14 protein-coding genes are annotated in these 22,175 nt (G+C 51.8%); 2 read left to right on the top strand and 12 right to left on the bottom strand.

What is annotated here, in order from left to right; all coding sequences use genetic code 11:
- Nucleotides 1-23: 23 nt before the first annotated feature.
- The 6 genes from EA58_RS09195 to EA58_RS09170 are packed head-to-tail and all read right to left on the bottom strand — an operon-like array spanning nt 24 to nt 12,805.
- The gene (locus EA58_RS09195) at nt 24-1,331 is read right to left on the bottom strand and encodes a serine hydrolase domain-containing protein (RefSeq protein ID WP_036751657.1); all 1,308 of its coding nucleotides are present in this window, start codon (nt 1,329-1,331) and stop codon (nt 24-26) included.
- Nucleotides 1,328-2,959, bottom strand: coding sequence for an aminotransferase class V-fold PLP-dependent enzyme (locus EA58_RS09190; RefSeq protein ID WP_051641983.1), 1,632 nt, complete (start codon nt 2,957-2,959; stop codon nt 1,328-1,330). Before EA58_RS09190 ends, EA58_RS09195 begins: the two co-directional genes overlap by 4 nt.
- On the bottom strand, nt 2,956-8,223 hold the full coding sequence (locus EA58_RS20870; protein ID WP_051641982.1) for a type I polyketide synthase: 5,268 nt from the start codon (nt 8,221-8,223) through the stop codon (nt 2,956-2,958). Before EA58_RS20870 ends, EA58_RS09190 begins: the two co-directional genes overlap by 4 nt.
- A gap of 52 nt (nt 8,224-8,275) precedes the next feature.
- On the bottom strand, nt 8,276-9,349 hold the full coding sequence (locus tag EA58_RS09180) for a class I SAM-dependent methyltransferase (protein WP_036751656.1): 1,074 nt from the start codon (nt 9,347-9,349) through the stop codon (nt 8,276-8,278).
- Nucleotides 9,350-9,368: 19 nt separating this feature from the next.
- A complete protein-coding gene (locus tag EA58_RS09175; protein ID WP_036751655.1) occupies nt 9,369-10,727 on the bottom strand; it encodes an HlyD family type I secretion periplasmic adaptor subunit in 1,359 nt (452 codons plus the stop codon).
- Nucleotides 10,709-12,805, bottom strand: a complete 2,097-nt coding sequence (locus tag EA58_RS09170; RefSeq protein WP_161781025.1) for a peptidase domain-containing ABC transporter — start codon at nt 12,803-12,805, stop codon at nt 10,709-10,711. Before EA58_RS09170 ends, EA58_RS09175 begins: the two co-directional genes overlap by 19 nt.
- 994 nt (nt 12,806-13,799) lie before the next feature.
- Between EA58_RS09170 and EA58_RS09165 the strand changes: the two genes are divergently transcribed.
- Nucleotides 13,800-15,347, top strand: coding sequence for an HAL/PAL/TAL family ammonia-lyase (locus EA58_RS09165; RefSeq protein ID WP_036751654.1), 1,548 nt, complete (start codon nt 13,800-13,802; stop codon nt 15,345-15,347).
- A 103-nt stretch (nt 15,348-15,450) separates the two neighbouring features.
- On the opposite strand, the gene kdsB is transcribed toward EA58_RS09165, so the two are convergent.
- The 6 genes from kdsB to EA58_RS21975 all read right to left on the bottom strand — a co-directional run bounded on the left by kdsB (nt 15,451) and on the right by EA58_RS21975 (nt 21,566).
- Complete coding sequence (kdsB, locus tag EA58_RS09160) at nt 15,451-16,197, bottom strand: 3-deoxy-manno-octulosonate cytidylyltransferase (RefSeq protein ID WP_036751653.1); 747 nt, start codon at nt 16,195-16,197, stop codon at nt 15,451-15,453.
- Nucleotides 16,197-16,376, bottom strand: a complete 180-nt coding sequence (locus tag EA58_RS09155) for a Trm112 family protein (protein ID WP_036751652.1) — start codon at nt 16,374-16,376, stop codon at nt 16,197-16,199. The genes kdsB and EA58_RS09155 overlap by 1 nt, the downstream gene beginning before the upstream one ends.
- Entirely contained in the window at nt 16,357-17,370 is a 1,014-nt protein-coding gene (gene lpxK, locus EA58_RS09150; RefSeq protein ID WP_036751651.1) for a tetraacyldisaccharide 4'-kinase, read from the bottom strand. The genes EA58_RS09155 and lpxK overlap by 20 nt, the downstream gene beginning before the upstream one ends.
- A 9-nt stretch (nt 17,371-17,379) precedes the next feature.
- On the bottom strand, nt 17,380-19,137 hold the full coding sequence (msbA, locus tag EA58_RS09145; RefSeq protein WP_036751649.1) for a lipid A ABC transporter ATP-binding protein/permease MsbA: 1,758 nt from the start codon (nt 19,135-19,137) through the stop codon (nt 17,380-17,382).
- Nucleotides 19,138-19,277: 140 nt separating this feature from the next.
- Nucleotides 19,278-21,059: a DNA internalization-related competence protein ComEC/Rec2 gene (locus tag EA58_RS09140; protein ID WP_235199586.1), complete on the bottom strand. Its 1,782-nt coding sequence runs from the start codon at nt 21,057-21,059 to the stop codon at nt 19,278-19,280.
- A 3-nt stretch (nt 21,060-21,062) separates the two neighbouring features.
- Nucleotides 21,063-21,566 carry a DUF4131 domain-containing protein gene (locus tag EA58_RS21975; RefSeq protein WP_051641979.1) on the bottom strand — a complete coding sequence of 168 codons (504 nt, stop codon included), beginning with the start codon at nt 21,564-21,566 and terminating at the stop codon, nt 21,063-21,065.
- A gap of 53 nt (nt 21,567-21,619) precedes the next feature.
- Here EA58_RS21975 and EA58_RS09135 point away from each other — a divergent pair, with 53 nt between their 5' ends.
- A complete protein-coding gene (locus EA58_RS09135; protein WP_036751648.1) occupies nt 21,620-22,129 on the top strand; it encodes a DUF2062 domain-containing protein in 510 nt (169 codons plus the stop codon).
- Nucleotides 22,130-22,175: the final 46 nt, after the last annotated feature.

Below are 22,175 nucleotides of genomic sequence, written 5' to 3'. Positions count from 1 at the left end.
CTGATTGTTCAGACACCTGACTGTCACACTGCTTTCAGCGATGCGCACAACTGATCCAGCAAATAGGCTCTTTGCCTGAAATCTACAAAGAAATTATTAATCAACAACACCACGCCATTGCCGCTCTCCGGGTCAATCATGACGCGTGAAATAATGCCCGGCCCGCCACCATCATGACCCCAGAATGTCCCGTATCTGGGGGATTTGAACTGAAACCATCCCAGCCCAAGCGTACTGCCCGTACTCGGATCATGGCGCTGAACCTGCCACATGCGTGCAAGGGTCTCTCTCTTGAGCAAAGCGGGTGCGGTTTTATCCTGAGGCAGAAAAGAACGCATCAGCGTGACAAATGCAGTGGTAGAAGATCCTAATAACGCTGCGGCATTAAACGGTGAAAAGTAATTGCAATCATCAAAGGCAAAATAGGTTTTATGGTCATCCGCCGAAACAGCGGTCCGGCTCAAATACCCTCTGTCTTTCATTTGGTGGGTAAATACCGCCATGATTGGCGCACGCGGGCTGTTTTTGGCCTCGTAAGGCGTCATGATTTTTTGCTGATCCAGTTCAGCCTTTTGCCAGCCGATATCCTTCAGACCTAAGGGCGCAAAAATAAATTGCCGGGCATAGTCTTCAAACGAAAGACGGCTCACCTGTTCAATCAAATAGGCTGCGACCATGGTATTCAAGCTCGAATAACCTGAAATCACGCCAATGGGGTCCGGTGTTACGTGTGAAAAATCTCCCGGCCGGTAAGGATCAAATGCCAGATCCGGATTGTATTGGGCCCCCTGTGGCGATAAATTCGTCGTGACCCAGGTTTGCAGATCAGCCGAATCCTGCTTGCAGAAGAAATCAGCCATGCTGTCTGGTGCCGACGTCATTCTTCGGGTCGACAGCGACGAGCTGTGGGTCAGCAAGTGATAAGGCGTAATTAGTGTGTCCGGAAAGTGCGGATTGCGTAATGTGAACCCCAAGTGCTCACTGGCATCATCGTCCAGTCGAACCTTCCCCTGTTCCACCAATTGCATCAGTGCTGTCCAGGTCACCAGCTTAGAGACAGAGCCCAGCGTCGGCCAGATGCTGTCCATGGTCGCCGGCACCCGGCTTTCCAGATCCTGATAGCCAAAACCTTTGCCCCACACAAGTTCGCCATTTTTGATCAGAGCTGCGCTGAGACTAGCTGCCGGTAAATCAGTGAGCGCATTTTCCAGCAAATCTTCCAGCGCGTTCACGGAGGGTTGTTGACCGGAGAGAAGCCAGGCACCGGTTCCTCCGGCCAGCCCTGCCAGTGCAGCGCCTTTGAAAAAGGTTCGTCTTGAAATATTGCTCATTTACCCACCCTGAAATCAAAGGAATTCACATGATCAAAACGACGTGCGACAGAGACCGCTATCTGCTTCTGGTCTTCCAGCATGACGTCAATATCCGATTCGGTGGCCAGCGGATTGCACAGCACGGCTCTGAAAACCACACAGTCCCCGGTCACCTCTCGTAAGGTGGTTGCGGAAACAAAGGTATCTCCCTTCTGAAACTGCTGTTGCTGAATCGCAGCATTCATCTGGTTGAGTTGTTGTCGCTGCAGATCGGTGAAAGGTATGCCCTGCTCAGCCAAACTGCGCAGATGGGGTGGCATATAGCGGTAAACCACAATATTCAGATCAGGCTGGTAATAAAGATAAAACTCGTCACTCTGCGCCAGTCGCGACACCAGGTAATCCGTTAATACCAGCCCGCGGTCAAAGACTTTCGCCATGCCGACCTCTCCCCATAAATTGAGCAAGGCATGCAACAGCAAAACAGATGCGGGCCGTGATCCTTCAATGGTGTAACGTCCCAGGTCATAGCTGCCTTTTTTACACTGATAGCTGGTGTTATTTTCTGAATCACGGGCAAAATCAGCTGATTTGAACAGACAGCAACTGATCCCCATCGGTGCGTAAAGCTGTTTATGGGCGCAGATGGCAACGGTGTCGGCCAGTTCAATCCCCTGAACCAGTGCCCGGTGTTTTTCAGAAAGCGCGTACGCCCCCCCCCAGGCCGCATCAATGTGATAATGCACCCCGTACTCACGCGCCAGCTCCCCCAGCTCGGCCAGCGGATCAACATGGCCGGTCTCTGTGGTCCCTGCAATCCCGATAACAGCCAGCACGAAAGTTTGATTCTGACGGCATGCGTCCAGTTTGCGTCTCAATGCCACCGGATCCACATGCCCGGAGGCCGTTGCCGGTATCCGCACCACACTGCGCTCGCCCAGTCCCATCAGCTTTGCGGCTTTATCGATTGAATAATGCATCCGCTGTGAGCCGAGAATGACAACATCCTGATAGCCGTAATGACGCATCGCCGCAAACAGCCCGGCTTTTGTGATGCCGTCAAACCCCGCTGACGGACCAAACGCTTTATTCAGCGCATAGCTCAGGCTGGTGATGTTTGCCATGGTGCCGCCACTGGTGATCACCCCAAGACTTTGTTCAGGGTTTTGCAGGCTCTGACGGTAAAACCGTTCCGGAGCCCCGAATACCTTATGGTGCAGCTCGCCGATCACCTGCCTTTCAATCAGGGTCAGCACATTAGATGTTTCCACTTTCACCTGATTCTGATTCAGCCGCGTGATGGCCGTCGTCATATCGGCCATAAACCCGGGTAAAGGCGCCGTCATATGGCCCAGAAACTTCGGAGAAAGAAGATTGACCGAATGTCCGATGACTTCCTTTTCAAAAAATGCCCGGTACGACTCGGCAGACAGGGGCGACTGACTCATCCGGATATTGGTGAAATCCGCCTCATGCTCACTCAGCGGACGACAGGCATTCACTTTGTCCTGTTGTGATAACTCATGAAACGCCTGCTGAAAAACATCTCCCAGAGACAATGCATATAAGTCCTGAATCGTTTTGTATTGCCTGTCTGACGTGCTCAGTACAGTAGGTTCTGCCAGAAAATCTTCGACAAGACTCATAACAACTCTCCTAAATCCAGCATGACGTCCTCTTCGTCATCGTCCAATTGGCTCTTGAGCAAGCCAATCAGCGTGGCTTGTTCAACAACTGTCTTCGCATCCATCATGCCCTGTACGGTCAGTGACACAGAGAACAGCGGATTGAGCTTATTCACCAGTCTCAGCATCACTAAAGAATCTCCGCCCAGCGCAAAGAACTCATCATCCAGTCCGATGCTTGCAATCCCGAGTTCTTCTTCCCAGAGGGCTGCGATCTGCCGTTCTTCCTCAGACTGCGGTGCCCGGTAAGCGGTTTCCAGCTTCGGACGCGGCCGTTTGCCATTCAGCGACGAACCCACGACGGAAGACAGCGTATGAAAGTCGCGGTAACTCGTCTGGCCGGTCATCACCCAGTCAAACTGCTGTGCATCAAAAGGATAAAGTGGCAACGCAATACGCTGTCCCTGATTCTGGAACGGGAGGGCGTGCCAGTTGATCTCACATCCCTGTTCAAACAGCCGGGCGATTGCATTCAGCAGAATTTCCGGTTCAGCCGCTGTTTCTTTGGCATGGCGTGTCAGATGGACGACTGAATGTGACTCACCCAGCGCCGGATGACGGCGGATCAGTGCACCCAGTGTTTTGCCGGGGCCCATATCAATGAACAAGGTATCCGGCTCCGCCATCGCACGTTCAATCCCGTGGTGAAACTGTACGCTCTGGCGCAGATGGCGCACCCAGTAATCCGGCTGAACGACCTCATCGCCAATCCAGTCCCCGGTGCAGGTGGAGAGATAAGGTATCTGTGGTGGCTGCATAGGAATCTGAGCCACGGCCTGTCTGAACTCATCCAGAATCGGCGCCATCAGGTGGGAGTGATTGGCTTGCCCGACCGGCAATGCCTGACAGGCAATCCCTTCTGTCGCCAGCCGCTGTTCGAGCTGTGTGATGGCTTCAACCTCACCAGACAGCACGCATTGTGCCGGACCGTTCACCGCGGCCAGACTCACCGTCTGGCTGAGGTACGCAGTCGCGGCTTCCTGAGATAAAGACACCCCCAGCATCCGGCCCGGTGCCGTCTGTGCCATCAGTTCGGCACGGCGCACCACCAGTTGCAGTGCATCCTGAGCAGACATCACGCCCGCCAGCGCAGCTACGGCATATTCGCCAATACTGTGGCCGATCATGCCGCGCGGGGTGATCCCCCACGACAGCAGCAAACGGCCGAGTGCATACTGACAGATAAACAGCGCGGGCTGGACCAGCCGGGTATCCTGAAATACCGTCTCAGACGGCTGACACATCAAAGCCGTTAATGCCTGACGAAGCGTATCGGGCAGCCAGGAGAAACACTGGTCTGCAATGTCCCGGTATGACGGCAACGTCTGATACAGTTCAGCAAGCATGCCCGGATACTGTGCACCCTGCCCCGGGAACATGAAAAAGACCGACTTCGCCTGAGAGATACCCTGCGGATTGACCGCCCTGAATTGCGCAACGGCTTCACTTCCCTGACGACAGACGGCCGCCTGACGAAAAGCAAAATGTTCACGGCCGTACGTCAGCGTGAAAGCAATGTCTGCAAGGGCCTCATCCGGCGTGTCATTCAGAGAGTCAGCCAGTTGTTTGCACTGCGCGGCCAGGGCTGCCGTCGATTTGGCTGAAACCGGCAGGATACGCCATGTTTCATCGGCGGCAGTCGTTGTCTGTCGTCCCGGTGCCTGTTCAAGGATCAGATGGGCATTGGTTCCCCCGATCCCAAACGCACTGACACCGGCACGTAGCGGTTCCATCGCGCCCTGCCAGTCCCAGCCCCGGTCATTCACTGTCAGCGGGAGGGCATCAAAATCAATGTGCGGATTCGCCTGCCGGTAATGCAGCGTCGGCGGTACAAACCGGTGTTTCAGCGATAGAACCGTCTTGAACAGCCCCGCCATACCCGCGGCTGCTTCGGCATGCCCCAGGTTACTTTTCACCGCCCCGAGCCGGCAGTCAGCCACGGTACGATGTCCCAGGACCCGGGCGAGCGCTTTCACCTCAATCGGGTCGCCAATTTGTGTCCCTGTGCCATGTGCTTCCACATAGCTGACTGAATCCGGTGCGACACCGGCATCCTGATAAGCCTGTTCAATCACCGCAACCTGACCCGGCACGCCCGGTGCCAGATAACCAACCTTCTGATGACCATCGTTATTGATGGCACTGCCTTGAATGACGGCCAGAATATTGTCTTTATCTGCCAGCGCCTGCGCGGCAGACTTCAGCGCAACGACGCCCACACCTTCCGTAAAAATCGTCCCGTCGGCATCTGCATCAAAAGGACGGCAGACGCCACTTTCAGAAAGCATCATGCCGGATTGACGAAGATATCCCTGCTGAATTGCACCCACCGCAGCCGCGCCTGCCAGCGCCATGTCACAATCGCCGTTTCTGATGGCCTGAACCGCGGTGTGAACCGCCACTAAGCCCGTTGAACAGGCCGTCTGAACCGTCACGGCCGGGCCATTCAGATGCATGGCATACGCAATGCGTGTGGCAATAAAATCCCGGTCGGCAAGGGTTTCAAACGACATCGTGTCGGATAACTGCGGCAAATCCACCCGCTGTTCTGCCCGCCGCATCCAGTCCCGGTTATGACGGCTGCTGACACCCAGATACACACCGATTTTCCCGGTATCCCGGGCTGAAACGTAACCGGCCTGTTCAAGGGCATGCCAGCACTGCTGATGAAGCAGACGAGACTGCGGATCCATCAGTTCTGCATCCTGAAGTGCGTACTCAAAAAATGCAGCGTCAAACGCATGCGTCCCCAGTACCTTTCCGCCGCGTCGGACATAATCCTGTTGCCGGGACAACGGTGCATCATGAAGCGCCAGCTCTTCAGCGGTAAAAGTCGACATCATGTCTTCCCCGGCCACCAGCTTTTGCCAGAAGGTTTCCAGATCCGGCGCATTCGGGAACTGACCCGCCATCCCGATGATGGCCACACCTGAACACTGCCCGTCTTCCGCCGGGGTCTCGGTGCCTGTTTTTTCGGTGCCTGTTTTTTCTGTGACGGCCTTTTCTGTGACTGCCTTTTCTGGGGTGGCTTTTTCTGAGGTCATCAATGCCGCCATCGCTTGAATATTCGGCGCTTCAAACAGCACGACAGGCGTCAGACTCAGGCCGAATACCTGATTTATCCTGGCAATCAGACGAGCCGCCAGCACAGAACTTCCCCCCATTTCAAAGAAGTTGGTCTGCGGGCTGCACCGGTCCACTTCGAGCACTTCGCACCATAGCGCCGTCAACGCTGCCTGATGGGGCTCTGCTGTCTCCGCCGTCAAGCGGTTTTCAGCGAGCGTCAGCCCGGCAAGGCGCGTGTCGAAGGCCCCCTGCATCAGCGCATCCTGCAGCTCAGTCCGGCGGATTTTCCCGATACTTGTTTTGGGCAGGGTCTGCTGGGTTAACGGCACAATGGCCGATGCACGAATCCCGGCATGCTTCGCCAGTTGCGCGCGAATCGCCCGGATCACCGGTAAATATCGGTCATCTTCATGGTTCACCCATGCTTGATGTTCAGGCACAAAGAAAACGGCCACACTTTCCTGTTCAGCACGCCGATCCGCCACAGCAGCAACCCATCCGGGTAACACCCCTTCGACCGAGCCCACCAGATGCTCAAGCTGGTGGCAATAGAAGTTTGCGCCATTGATAATGATCACATCCTTCAGCCGGCCACTGACAAAGAGCCTCCCCTGATCCAGCAATCCTAAATCGCCGGTCCGGAACCATCCGGATCCCTCATGGCACAACTTGCGCCCCAGCAACTGTATTTCACCGATCTCACCCTGATTCACCAGCTGTTGCTGTGCATCGACAATGCGAATGGTCATCCCCGGCAAAGGTTTCCCCAATGAAGAAATCCCCTCCGTATTTCCGGCATGCATCACGCTCGAATCCGGGTCCCAGTGCTGCTCGAAACTCACACCGGCGGCAGCTTCAGCCATACCATATGACGGCTGAATCACATGCTGACCCAGCCCGGCCGGCGCAAATTGCGCAATAAACTGAGCCACCACAGACGGGGAAACGGCTTCGCCTCCGCTGACAATTTGTCTGACCCGGGATAAATCGGGCAGTGTCTGCGGTCTTTCTTTCGCGATCTGTTCAAGCACGAGCTTGAAAATAAAATTCGGGGCAAAACAATGAGTCGCCTGATACTGCGCCATCTTTTGCAGCCACAGCAGCGGATTCGCCATCACCAGCGACGTCGGCAGATGCACCTGCTGACGTCCCAGATAAACATCGTGCAAATGCACGGCCAGCAATCCAATCACATGATCAAACGGCAGCCAGTTCAGCGAAACATCTTCGGCCTGATAACCGCAGTGCTGATTCACGGCGTGAATCTGCGCTGTCACAGCCTGCTCAGTGACCGGAATCACCTTCGCCTGCCCTGTGCTCCCGGAAGTCAGCTGATAAAACAGCGGACTGACCTCGTGCACAGCGATTTGTTCTGTCGCGGATGAAGCCCCCGTTTCTGCCAGACGGCTGACCGTCAGCAAACGTTCGGCTGCGGGCGGAAAATGCTGTAACCGGCTTGCTCCCTGTTCACAGCACAAAACCCATTTGGCATCCAGCACCGCCAGCGCCTGCGTCAGTTTTTCCGTATGCTGATCGGCCAGTGTGTAATCTGCGGCCAGCATCACCGTCAGTGAAGGCTTACCTGCCAGCACACAACCCCAGAAGGCTGTCAGATATTCGGCAATATCACCCGAGACGATCACAACCGGTTCCGGTTCATGTCCTGTTGTTGCCTGCAGCCCGGAAGCAACCTGCCGGGCTTTCTGCCAGAGCGCCCGATAATCCAGAGCGACCTGACAGCCGTCTGCACCATAACAAACGATCCGGGTCTCCGGAGATTGACTGACCGTGCGCTGAAATGCAGACGCCAATGACACCGCTGCAGTCTCCGGGATGTGAAGTGCATCGCCGGGACACAGCGCAGCCGTACCACCAACCACCTGAAGGTCGATCAATGCCCGCACCGCAGTCAACTGTGCGTTCAGTTGCGCGCTCACTTGCATTTGAGCGCTGGATAATTCCCGGGCATCCGTGATGTCCAGCTGAATCAGCAGCGCCATTTTTCCGGCTTCATGCGTCACACTCACCGCGGCAATGGAAGCAATATCAGATAAGTCACGGGAGACCCGGCGGGAAATACGCACAGCCATATCATCCGAGGGTTTCAGACAATACGACGTGATTAACGTCACCAGTGTTTCTTCACGCGAAGACACCATGACCTCCTCCTTTCATCATTTAAAATACCCGTTGAATGACGCGATATGTTTGCTACGGCAGCCATTCACATGAAATCAGAGCCTGACCGGAATAAACACGATCGTTCAGGGCTGGATAATAAAACGCAATCTTTTGAAATCCGGCATCAGATAATGCGTGGCTCCACCCCGTTTCATTTAAAAGCGGGGAATGCTCAATTCTCATGGCGTCCTGAAACAGCCACCAGCCCGGCGTTAATCCAAACGTCATCGTGGTAAATGCAGAAAATCGTACAAGCTCATTAATGATTAACTTTCCGCCAGGTTTGAATTGAGACACCAAGTTTTTTAATACCATATGAATATCACTGGTGGCATGAAGTACATTCGACGCATAAATCAGGTCAAACGGTTCCTGACAGAGCGGTTCCTGACTTGGCTGTGTGAAATGAGGCTGTTCAATATCCAACACACCATAATGTGTAAACGGATAGACCGCTGAATATTGTTGTCTGGCGGCATTGACCAGGCTGGGCGATATATCGCTGATCCACAGTTCCGGCGGCTGTTCAAGCAGGCTCAGTTTCTGTAAGACCGCTGTCGTGGCAGCACAGGTACCTGCCCCCACTTCCAGTATCTTCTTGCTTTCATTCGCATCCCGGAGTGAATGGCAAACCGCCTCAGCCAGACTATTGTGCAGATAATCCTGTAATACATTGCCCTGATAAGCCCTGCTCACCAGTGTCGCTTCTCCGCCGGGGAACAACACTTCCAGTCCGCTGCACCTGCCAATCAGCACCGCCGGGAGATGTTCTGCACAATGCAGCAGCAGCTTGATATGCGCATCAATACTGGGTGACAGCGCCAGACATTCCTGTTTCAGAGCCGCAAGTTCGTTGAGCGGTTTCACCCGCGAGACATTGACGGCGAACGAAGACGCCCCCGGTTCTGCAGACAATAACCCGGCATGCTGCAAAGCAAACTGACAAGCCCGATATAACTTTTCGATCGCCGGATTTGATGTCGCAATTTTTTTATTTTTTACTTTTTCTATACCGTAGGCCATTAAATGGACAGCTAACATTTCCAGCTTTTCATGTGCATGGATATAATTTTCCAGTGCCTCTGAATATCCAGTGTTATCCATTATTCAACTCACCTGTTTATTAACGTTCACTGAAAGCCGAATCTTTCATTTCAATGAGTGGCGATAAAAAATAATCAATCATTTTTCTTTTCCCGGTTTTCATTTCTGCCATCACAGCCATTCCGGGGGACAACGTTAATTCACGTCCCTGATAAGGGATTGCCTGTTGATCCAGCGTGATTTTCACTTCATAAAAAAATCCAGCCTGATTCAGTTCAATGGTGTCTGGAGAAATATTTTTCACCACACCACTGAGGGTGCCGTACTGCGTATAAGGGTAACTTTCAACTTTGACGATGGCTTTCACGCCTTCCTGAATAAACCCGATATCTTTATTCGGCACATAAACCACAACTTCAAGCGGCGTTTGATCCGGAATAATCTGCATGACTGGCTGAGCTTCTACCAGAACCTCACCTGCCCGGTAAGCCTGCAACTGATGCACAACGCCAGAAACAGGGGCATGCAGCAGGCTGTGCGCAATCCGAGTGTTCATACGCTTCAGTTCTTCACGGGCTGTACTCAACGCTTCCAATGCTGATAACCGTTCAGCAGCCAGCTGACTTTCTTTTCGTGCCTGAAAACTCTTTTTTTCCTGCTGAATCTGCTGAATGGACGCATTCATCCTGCCGACCCGCTGCCGCAGGACCACAAGTTCCTGTTCATCAGCAATCAGGTTCCGGCGCTCTTCAAGCCAATCCAGACGGGAAAACAATTTCTGCTCGCTCAGGACTCTTTTGGCCTGCTCCTGCTCCGTTGAAATGGTCAGTAATTGTTCAAGCTTGCTGATTAAAGCGTTGAGTTCGGCCAGCTCAGCCTGTTTCTCTGTCACCTGACTGTCGTACTGCGCCAAATCAGCAAAATAGCTGAGAATATCAGAAGCCATTTTCAGTTGCTGATGCTCAATAAACTCAGGCTCCAGTGACGGCACCGGTGACAAGGGCTGCGAGACCCAATGCCCGTCCCGAAACGCACGATCCGTCATCGCCAGCCGTTCAATAATAATTTGCTGATAAGCCAGTTTCCGCTCAAGGTGTTGCTTATCGACATCAAATTCAGTGGTATCCAGTTCCAGCAGCAACTGACCTGCGTCTACATGCTCCCCTTCTTCGACCAGCAGACGCCGGATTTTTCCAACCGCCACAGGCTGAATACGGGTCATGTGGGTGACGGTTTCAACTTTTCCGTATCCTGTGACCAGAATGTTGACGGTACCCAGCGTTGCCCACAAGCCGACAGCCAGCGCAAGCGCGCACACCACACCAATCAGACACTGTGCTGCAATCGCAGGCGGACGCTGCTGAAGCCGGACCATTGCCGGTGAAAACTCAGGTTCCATCGTGACTTTTGCCACACGTTTTAACCACCGGTTAAACATAAACGACTCCCGGTTTGCTGCTGATGTAACTGTGCGTAGATACCATTCAGAAGACACAGTTCTTCATGTGTTCCCTGTTCAGCAATCCGTCCCTGTTCGAAAGTCACAATACGGTCAGCTTCTCTGATCGTTGAAAGGCGATGCGCAATCATGATGACCGTACGCCCCTTACAGATGTCCTTCATACGGTCCTGAATGATGCGCTCTGACTGCGAATCCAGTGCACTCGTTGCTTCATCGAAAATCAGAATTCTGGGGTTGGTTGCCAGTGCCCGGGCAATCGCAATCCGTTGCCGCTGACCGCCGGACAGATTGCCGCCCCGTTCATCCAGCACCGTGTCGTAGCCCTGCGGGAGCTGCATAATAAACTCATGCGCCCCGACCATTTTTGCGGCTTCAATCACCTGAGGCAGGGAGAGTGACGGGTCTGCCATCGCGATATTATTTTTGACTGTGGTCGCAAACAGCACGTTGTCCTGAAGCACGATACCAATCTGTTGTCTCAGCCAGGCGGTATCCAGCAGATTCAGCTCATGTCCGTCGTACAGGATCTGGCCGCTGTCCGGCTGATACAGCTTATGCAGCAGACGGACAAGTGTGCTTTTGCCGGAGCCTGAGCGGCCGACAATGCCTACAACCTCTCCGGGCGCGATGGTCAGCGAGATATTGTCCAGCGTCCGGGGACCGTCAGGCAGGTAAGAAAAGCCAATATTTTTCAGCTCAATACGCCCATCCAGTGCTTCGGGTCTGAATGCGACGGCAGATGCATCGGTCTCATCCGGGCTGTTCAGGATTTCGGCCAGCCGCATCACGGCAACTCTGGCTTTTTGTAAACCCTGCCATAAATGAGCCAGCCGGATGACCGGCATCATGATGTTGTTGGTCAGCATGCTGAAAGCAATGAGCTGACCAATCGTTAAGCTGCCGCCGATAACGAGGTTGGCGCCAAAATAAAGGACAAAGATCGTCGTCAGCTTACTGATGAGTTCCACCCCCTGAACGCCGCGGGCCTGGATCATTTTTCCCCGGAAAACGGTCTGAATAAACTCAGCGAAAAAATTGTCCCAGTATTGGGAAACATTTTTTTCCACACCCAAACTTTTCAGGGTTTCAATGCCGGAAATGTTTTCCACCATGAACGAGTTATTTCGCGCCCCCAGACCAAACTGGCGATCCAGATTTTTGAAAAAAGCTGGTACATTCAGAGAAAGTAGCAAGACATAAAGCGCAATCGAAAGCAGCACAATCAAGGTTAGAACCGGACTATACAGGTACATCACGGCGATCAGGACTAATGTAAAAGCCAGATCGATGATCATCGTGACCGTTGAGTCATTCAGAAACTCACTGATGTTTTCCAGCTCTCTCACCCGGGAAAGCGTTTGTCCGACTGAACTGTGGGCAAAATACGAAAACGGCAGTGACATCAGCTTTCGAAATACTTTCGAACCCAGGCTGGCATCAATCCGCGTGATCGTGTGATAGAAAATATAATTTCGGAGTAAAGCTAAAATGACATCAAAACAGGCAATCACGACCATACCACCGGTCAGAATAATGAGCGTGTCAATGTTTTGATGCACCAGAATTTTATCGACGATGACCTGAAAAAAGAAAGGCGTAACCAGTGCAAAACACTGCAAAATGAGGGTTGCGATAAAGAGCTGGGTAATCACAGCCCGGTGACGCAAAAAAGCAGAAAATAACCAGCGAAAGCCAAAACCGGATTCTTGCACAGGCTGAATGCGAATGACATTCCCGGTCCAGCACTGTGAAAGTGTGTCAAAGTCCATCTGCTCCGGCACACCGTGTTCATTCAGAACCATGACCTGCTCAGCCAGTACCTGAACCACCACAAGCCACTGCTCCCCTTTCATCTCAAGCATTGCCGGACAGGTCATTTGCGGCATGTCCAGTAAGTTACAATGCTCTGAAATCACACGGTAACCCATTTTTCGGATGGCTTTGCAAAGCGATTCTGTTGATGCTGAGGTCAGAGCGGATTTCGGTATGTCAGTTTCATTGAACTGAATCCCATGCTGACTGAACAATAAATACAGCGACCGTACCGTAGACATAGCAAACAACAACCTCACAGGAAATGATAACAAGAAGCATGCTGGAGAATAATTTTCTGCAATATCGCTTTTCAAAACTTTATTCGCAATCATTTTTATCGATAAAAAATAAAACCATCCATTATAACTTGATCACAGGCACACAAATTAAACAATCATTAAACTATCAATTACTAATAATGTTGATCAAAAACTCGATTTTATAGAAAACACTCAAAATAAATAAATAAATTCGACTCAGATCAATAAAACAAAACTGACAAAGAAATATGAACAATTCAATAAGTATCAACATTTAATGTAATTAATATTTATATAGATTTCATCAATTCGGTATCAAAATGATATGCTTGAAAGTTTAAACTCTCAAGTAGTGAATCAAGCAAATAGAAAACTACGTGTTAAATCACATTAAAAATATTTAAAATTCATACAAATCACAATAAAACATGATTTAAATCAAATTAAATTGATGAGTGAGTCATAAATACTTATTTCCCACTTAAAAATATTTTTATTTTCCCATACCCTGCTTGAGCAGAATGAATTCAGCCATTTAAGCATTGTGCCAATACGTAAGCGTGGTAACACATTCAGAGTTTTAAACATATTCATGGTTTGAAATGAACAAGTTATTTCAAGTTCACAGGTTCTTTCCGTTCGCTGTCATCGGGCAGTTGAACAAATGTGAAACTTTATTTTTTCACGCTTGGCTCATCATGAGCACAACAACGAGAGGACAGCTCAATCTCTGAAATCGCTACATTCTGAACACAGATAAGAAAAAATTTTTACAAAAAATGCCTTCTGTATGGAAAATTCACATTTTTATCAGAGTATCGGAGCCTGACCGCATCAGAACAAGCAGAAACACATAAAGCGGAGTTCACATTCAACATCAAAACCAACCGATCCCTTCATCAGGTTTTCCATCGGTATGGTGTTGAAAGATGAATTCGCCAGAGAATTACGTTGAACCGTTGGAAGAGAAATCATGAACACCTATTCAAATCACGCCATTGTATTTGGCAACGAGCGCTTATCCATTGAAGATGTTGTTGATATTGCAAACGGAGCTTCTGCCGCACTGAACCCTGAACCACAGTTTCAAGAGAAAATTCAGCGAGGCAGCCTGTTCCTCGACAGGCTGCTTCAGGAAGAAGGGGTGATTTATGGTGTGACGACAGGCTATGGGGATTCCTGCACCGTCGCCATTCCCCAGGAACTTGTCAACGATCTGCCGCTGCACTTAACCCGTTTTCACGGCTGTGGTCTTGGTGACGACCTGACACACCAGCAAAGCCGCGCAGTGCTTGCAACACGATTGTGCTCGCTCACGCAAGGTGTTTCCGGTGTCAGTATGGCCCTGCTGGAACAACTGACGACCCTCATCAATCAGGACATTGCGCCACGGATTCCGCAAGAAGGCTCCGTGGGCGCCAGCGGTGACTTAACCCCACTGTCTTATGTTGCCTCCGCCCTCATCGGCGAACGGGAAGTGTTCTACAAAGGTGAACGCCGACGCACAGCGGAAGTCTTTCAGGAACTGGGGATCTCGCCGATTCAGCTGCGTCCGAAAGAAGGTCTGGCATTAATGAACGGAACGTCTGTGATGACCGCACTGGCTTGCCTGGCATTCAAACGCGCTGAGTATCTGGCTCAGCTGGCAAGCCGGATTACAGCCATGGTGTCTGTTGCCATGCAGGGGAACAGTTTCCACTTTGATGAAGCACTGTTTGCCGTGAAGCCGCATCCGGGTCAGCAGCTTGTTGCCCGCTGGATCCGAGACGATCTTCAGGCATCCGTGCCGCCAAGAAACAGCGACAGACTTCAGGATCGGTACTCTCTGCGCTGTGCGCCGCATGTCATTGGCGCCCTGCAAGACAGCCTGCCCTGGCTGCGTCAGATGATAGAAAATGAGCTGAACAGTGCCAACGATAACCCGATCATCGATGGTGACAACGAACGTGTCCTCCATGGCGGCCATTTCTACGGCGGCCATATTGCGATGGCTATGGATACCCTCAAAACAGCCATCGCCAATATTGCTGATCTGCTCGATCGCCAGATGGCACAACTGATGGACACGAAATATAACAATGGCCTGCCCAGAAACCTGTCCGGTTCAACCGATCATCAGGCACCAATCAATCATGGTTTCAAAGCCGTTCAAATCGGCATTTCAGCCTGGACAGCAGAAGCCCTGAAACACACAATGCCTGCCAGTGTGTTCTCCCGCTCCACGGAGTGCCATAACCAGGATAAAGTCAGTATGGGGACCATCGCTGCGCGGGACTGTTTGCGGGTCCTTCAGCTCACAGAACAAGTCACGGCGGCGTCGTTAATCGCGTCAAAACAAGCGATTGAAATTCGTCTGAAACAGAACGAAATTGAGGAAGGCCAGCTCAGCCATGCCCTGCTGCTCATGGTACGTTCTCTTCAGGAATCTTTTGAATTTGTTTCGGAGGACCGGCCGCTGGAAGACGAACTTCGCCAGTGTGTCACTGACATACAGGCCGAAAAATGGACGCTGTATCTGTAAACGCAAATACAGGTGCTTTCAAGAAAAACAGAACTTCAGTCCTTCCGGAAATGTGCTTCTAAAACAACATCAGCCAGTCTTTCGACGGGCTGATGTTTATCGTTTACCGAATCATCTGACGTACTTTTTCCAGATCTTCCGGCGTGTCTACACCGGCTGGCGGTGGATCAATCGCGACATCAACATGGATTTTCTCACCATGCCACAGCACACGAAGCTGCTCCAGCGACTCGATTTTTTCAAGCGCGCTCGGCTCCCAGTGAATGTAGGTCTTAATGAAACCTGCCCGGTAAGCATAGATCCCGATATGCCGTAGCAGGTTCTGATGAATTTCCTGCGGACGCTTGGCAAAATTATCTCTGTCCCACGGAATAGAAGCACGACTGAAATAAAGCGCGTAACCATTTTTATCCGTGACAACTTTCACTGCATTCGGGTTAAACACCTCATCGGCATGATCAATTTCCACAGCCAGTGTCGCCATCGGCGCGATACTGTGTGCAAGATTGTCCGCTACCTGACGAATAATGCTTGGCGGGATCAAAGGCTCATCACCCTGTACATTGACCACAATTTCATTGGCCGCGAGCTGATATTTTTCGACCACTTCGGCCAGACGCTCAGTCCCTGAATCATGATCAGCCCGTGTCATACAAACCTCACCACCAAAGCCTTTCACCGCATCAGCAATGCGTTGATCATCCGTGGCAACAATGACCTGTGTTGCCCCGGCTTTTCTGGCCTGCTCGTAGACCCATTGGATCATCGGTTTTCCAGCAATGTCAGCCAAGGGTTTGCCCGGCAGTCGTGACGACTGATAACGAGCCGGAATAATGACAGTGAATGCCATTACATCACCTCTTCCGCACTCAGGGTCCGCGCTTCAGGCTCCAGAAGAACCGGAATGCCGTCTTTGATCGGATAAGCCAGACGATCAAATTTGCAGATCAGCTCATGATTGTCTTTATCAAAGTGCAGTTTGCCTTTACATACCGGGCAAGCAATGATTTCAAGCAGACGATGATCCATATTCTTCCTTCACTTTTTTAATTTTATTCAACAATTCTGTCGACTCCGGCTCAGATAATCTGGCTCCGACAGGCAGATACCACCAGTTTGGCTGAGCGAATTCCTGACATTTGACGGCATCTTTTTCCGTCATCACCAGATGCTGGCCCAACGACGCAAGTTCAGTCAATGTTTCAGCCGTATATGGCTGATGATCCGGAAAAGACTGGCAATGAACAGGGGTCAGCCCTAATGCGTTCAGTGTCGCGAAAAATCGAGGCGGATGGCCGATACCCGCCATTGCGACAACGTCCTGCAAGCACGCTGCAGGTCGGTGCTCCCCTGTCACCAGATTAACCATCAACCCGGGCTCCAGCTGCATACTGATTTCACCCGCTTGCGCATCTTCCCCATTACAGATCAGGAAATCAACTTCCTGCAATCTGGCACAAGATTCTCGAAGCGGTCCCATGGGGATAAGCATTGCATTACCAAAGCGGCGCTTGCCGTCAATCACGACAATTTCAATGTCCCGGTCAAGCGCATAATGCTGGAGACCGTCATCTGTGACAATGACATCGACCTCGTTTTCCAGCATTTTCACAGCTTCCGCTCTTTTTGGCGCAACCACGACCGGAGCCCCTGTACGACGCGCGATGAGCACAGGCTCATCACCGGCTTCCGCCGTCGTCGTTTGCCCGGTCAGCCGAAGTGGATAATGCGCAGACTTGCCACCGTAGCCACGGGAAACCACCCCGACCTTCACCCCCTGCGCCTGAAGCTGCTCGACCAGCCAAATCACAACCGGTGTCTTGCCATTGCCTCCGGCAGTAATGTTCCCCACCACCACCACAGGCACACTGGCCCGATAGGCTTGCTTTTTTCCATTCTGATAAGCACGGCGACGTGACTGACTCAGCCAGCCAAAGACCTTGCTCAAAGGCCAGAATACCGGGGCAAGCGCCCACCCGGCCGGGTGGCGCTCAAACCAGATTTTTTCGATCAGGTTTGCCATACGACTCACTCAATCGCCAAACTGGATACGGTGCAGCTGGGCGTAAGCACCATCTTTTTCCAGTAGCGTCGCATGGACACCGCGTTCAATGATTTCGCCCTCATCGACAACCAGAATCTCGTCTGCATTTTCGATTGTCGATAGTCGGTGCGCAATCACCAGCACCGTTTTGTCTTTCTGAAGCTCATCCAGTGCCGCCTGAATCGCACGCTCTGATTCGGTATCCAGCGCCGAGGTTGCCTCATCCAGAATCAGAATTGGCGCATCACGCAACAGTGCGCGAGCAATTGCAATTCGCTGACGCTGACCACCGGACAAACTCACACCGTTTTCACCGATGACCGTATCCAGACCATGTTCCATGCCCTGAATGAAGTCCATGGCATAAGCCAGCTCAGCCGCTTTTTCAATGTCTGCCCGGCTGTATCGATCACCACTGGCATACGCAATATTGTTGGCAATCGTGTCATTAAACAGGTGGACATTCTGGGAGACAATCGCGACCTGATCACGCAGATTCGCGAGCTGATACTCGTGAATATCGCGACCATCAATGGTAATCAGTCCCGAATCAATGTCATAGAAACGCGTCAGCAGGTTTGCAATGGTACTTTTCCCTGAACCGGAGCGGCCAACCAGGGCCAGTGTTTTCCCTGCTGGCAAATCAAAACTGACTTTGCGAAGTGCCGGCGTGTCTTTCGTTGGGTAGGTAAAGGTCACGTCTTTAAACGCCACATCCCCTTTCACACGATCAGCAACGTATGTGCCGTGATCTTTTTCAGTTTCCATTTCCATCAGACCAAACAGCGTCTGACAGGCGGCCATCCCACGCTGGAACTGAGACGTCACATTGGTCAGTGCTTTGAGCGGGCGCATCATGCCAAACATGGCACCAAAGACCAGTGCAAAGGTTCCCGGGGTCAATTCGTTGCGCAGACTTTCAGTATTGGCCAGAAGCAGCACAGCAACCAGTGCCATCGAAGCAATGATTTGGATGACCGGGTTTGCGATTGCCTGTGCAGAGACCAGCTTCATGGTCTGCTGACGCATGCTGTTGCTGACTTTCTCAAAACGCGTTTGTTCAACATGCTGCCCCCCATAACTCAGAACGACTTTGTGCCCTTTCAGCATCTGTTCGGCAGATGAAGTCACCGAACCCATCGTGTCCTGCATATTTTTGGAAATGCGACGAAAACGCTTGGAGACGATCCGAATACTGATCGCAACCACAGGCGCAATCACCAGCAAAATGGCAGACAGTTGCCAGCTGTTCCAGAACATCATGGTCATTAAGGCAATAATGGTTGCCCCTTCACGAACCAGACTGACCAAAGCACCGCTGGTTGCAGAAGCGACTTGCTCACTGTCATAAGTAATGCGAGAAAGCAGTGCACCGGACGATTCTTTATCAAAAAAGCTGACCGGCATCTTCATGAAATGGTTAAACACCTGGCGACGCATATTCATCACCACGTTACCCGACACCCAGGACAGACAATAAGTCGATACAAAGCCGCTTAATCCCCGAACCAGCATTAATCCCAGAAGATAAAATGGCATCATTGCCAGGAAGTTAGATTCCACACTGTTCAGACCGCCAAAACTTTCGTCCATCAGCGGTTTGATCATCGACAGCATCAGTGCGTCACTGGCAGCATTGACAACCAGCGCGATGACGGCGGCCATCAGCCCCGCTTTGTATAAACTGATGGAAGGCCAGAGTCGTTTGAACGTATCCCAAGTGGATTGGTCGTTAACTTGTGTCATGTAAAACCGATTGTTATCTGTGAGTGGCGGCTATTCTACTCGTTAACTTGAAATGCACCAAGTCAGTTGCCACGGCCAGCCAGCGCCTCACGCCTGTTTTTACAGCGAATTGAAGATCATTCCAGCAAGATCACAGTCAGTCAGAACAACGTCTGGTACCAGTTCGGTCTGAAGTCTTGCCGATACCGTGTCACAGCAATCTGTCCCTGGTGAATCCGGAAACTGATTTGACCACTTTCTGCCGTATCCAGCCATAATATCCCATTCTTGAGATACCGCTCCCGTATCCGCGTCGCAGGCAACGGCCAGGGGCTGTATTTACCTGTCGAAACCAGCGCATAACGGGCCTGAAGTGACTGCAGCCAGGTCTGTGTAGACGAGGTATGACTGCCATGGTGTGGCACCAGTAAAATGTCGGCTTTCAGGTCCGGTTCCAGTCTGGCCAGCAAGAGTTCAGAAATGGCATCAATGTCACCGGTTAATAACAGGGTGGTTGGTGATTCAGGGTTCAGGCGGGCATCGCTGATCTGTATCACACAGGAATGCGGATTCGCAGCTCTCCCGACCCGTTTAGGCGGCCACAGCACCTGAAATTTCAGATCCAGCCAATACCAGGCATGCCCCCGGACACAGGGAGCAAAACCTTCGCGCCTGTCGCTGCTTCGTTGCCAGTCGGGATCCAGTCTTGCCAGAACATCTGCCGCGCCCCCTGCATGATCAGCATCTGCATGGCTGAGAATCAAACCATCCAGCCCGCGAATTCCCCACCGATGCAAAACCGGCTCCACGACGGAACGCACCATACTGCCACCGGGCCAATGGATTCCTGTGTCATAAAGGACAGCCCGTTCTTGTCGCTGAATGATAACAGCAAGGCCATGCCCGACATCCAGCATGTCAATTTGCCAGTCCCGCGGGGGCACACGATGAGCCTTGTATCCCACAAAGCTTCCCCAGAGCACAATCACCACACTCAAATGAAAGCCAGCAAACTGACGCCAGGGTAAAAACCTTCGCAATACAACAGCAATGACCAGAACCACCAAACCCCAAAACCACGCATCAGAAAGCGGCCACCAGCTCCCGAGGGACAGTTTTGCGAGAGAGATGACCGGGTGCAGCGACCAGTCCGCCATCTGCCAGAACACCCCCGACATTGCCGGAATTGTCATCGTCACCACCGCCAACAAGACCAATGGGACAGTGATCAGGCTGACCCAGGGCACGGCAAGCAGGTTAACGAGTGGCGCAACCGGCGATATTCCGCCGAACCATACCCATTGTAATGGCAGCATCAAGCCAAGTAAGACCCATTGCAGCAACAGGTATACCCGGCAGGTGTCGCGCCAGATTACGACGTTTGAATCAGATGTCCTTTTCCTGCGCCGGACACCCCCGACATTGGCCAGATAGAGTACCAGCACGGCACCAAAGGACAGCCACAGTCCGGCAGAATAGGTTGCGAGAGGATCGACTACAAGACAAACCGTGAGCACCAGCAGCCACACCTGCAGACCACGCCACACCACTTCCATTCGAATGAGAAATAAGCAGACAGCAGACATCAGCAGCGCTCTTTGCGTTGGGATACTGAAGCCTGCCAGCCAGGCATAACCCAAAGCGAGGATCAGAGCCAACCATAAAGGCAGCCAGTATCCTGCCGGATGTTCAGGCAAAGCCCCACGCAATCGGCTGCCAGCCCACCAGCCCCAGGCAACCACCAATCCAATATGCAGCCCGGATATTGCCATCAGATGTGCCAATCCACTGTCACGGAGAATCGTCCAGTCCTGTTGATCCAGACCTTCCCGCTCCCCGAAACTCAGTGCCAGTAAATAAGCCTGATAAGGCAAGGTCTCTGTCTGCTGAATCGCCTGTTCAAACCAGGTCTGTCGAAGACTGCCCTCTGACCTCTCGGACAACCGCTAACCAGACAGCACCGTACCGACACCGTGAATGCCAGTGCCTACGGCGTACCGTTCAGCATTGAATCCCGCCACATTCACGCGTGCGTTCGGACGGCGAACACGAATATTGAACTTCCAGCGCTGCCCTTGTCTGAATACAGGAGCATTGGGCCATTCAAGCTGCAACTGTATCGTTTCTTTGCGCTGCAGATCGCGTTCAGATACGGTTTCCGTTAAGAAAATAAACTTCTTATCAAGAATATTATGATTTATTAGGCTACGTACTTCGCCGGTTATGGTAATATTCCCACGCTCCAGAGGAAGACGGTTCACGGTCTGACTATAATCAGCAGCAATCAACCAAGCCCAGAGCCCACCCATTAAGAACGTCAAAACAATGACGGTTCGAAAACACAGGTATATCGCTCCACCGAGAATCATGGCTGTAATAATGCAGATGTAATCTGGCAGAGATGACCAGAAGTGAAGTGACAAAATCCCGAGAGATAAACCGGCAGTCATCTGGTACATCATGATAGCCCGATGAACGCAGCCAAAAGAAAAAACGACATACGATGCCAAGACAACTCATAAAACGCTTCATGCCCAGCCCGGAAATGATTAAAAGCCATAAAGCTTTGAAAGTGTTTGGTACTGTGCTGCATAACCCTAACCTGTGGTGTCTGAACCGCCGCTCTGCCTCAGGCGCTTTCGCGGTTGGTCTGTTCATGGCTTATGTGCCTTTGCCGAGCCAAATGATCATGGCAGCCGGTCTGGCGATACTATTTGGTGTCAACCTGCCCCTTTCCGTCTCTCTCGTGTGGATCACCAACCCCATCACCATGCCCGTGATGTTTTATGCCGCGTATAAACTTGGGGCGTGGCTGATGAATGTCCCTTACCAACCGTTTCACTTTGAATTGTCCTGGGCATTTCTCCAGGAGCAGATGAGTCAGATTGGCCCGCCATTTCTGCTGGGTTGTTTCGTGTGTGCCACCCTCTTTTCCTTCATCGGCTATTTTGGTATTCGCGGATTCTGGCGCTATTCTGTCGTCCGTAGCTGGAACAAACGACGTTTCCGTTAATCGCATGCCGTCCATCGCATGACGCACAGATATAAAAAAACCTCGC

The organism is Photobacterium galatheae (genome assembly GCF_000695255.1).
Taxonomy (GTDB): Bacteria; Pseudomonadota; Gammaproteobacteria; order Enterobacterales; family Vibrionaceae; genus Photobacterium; species Photobacterium galatheae.
This window is presented reverse-complemented; position numbering and strand designations above follow the sequence as displayed.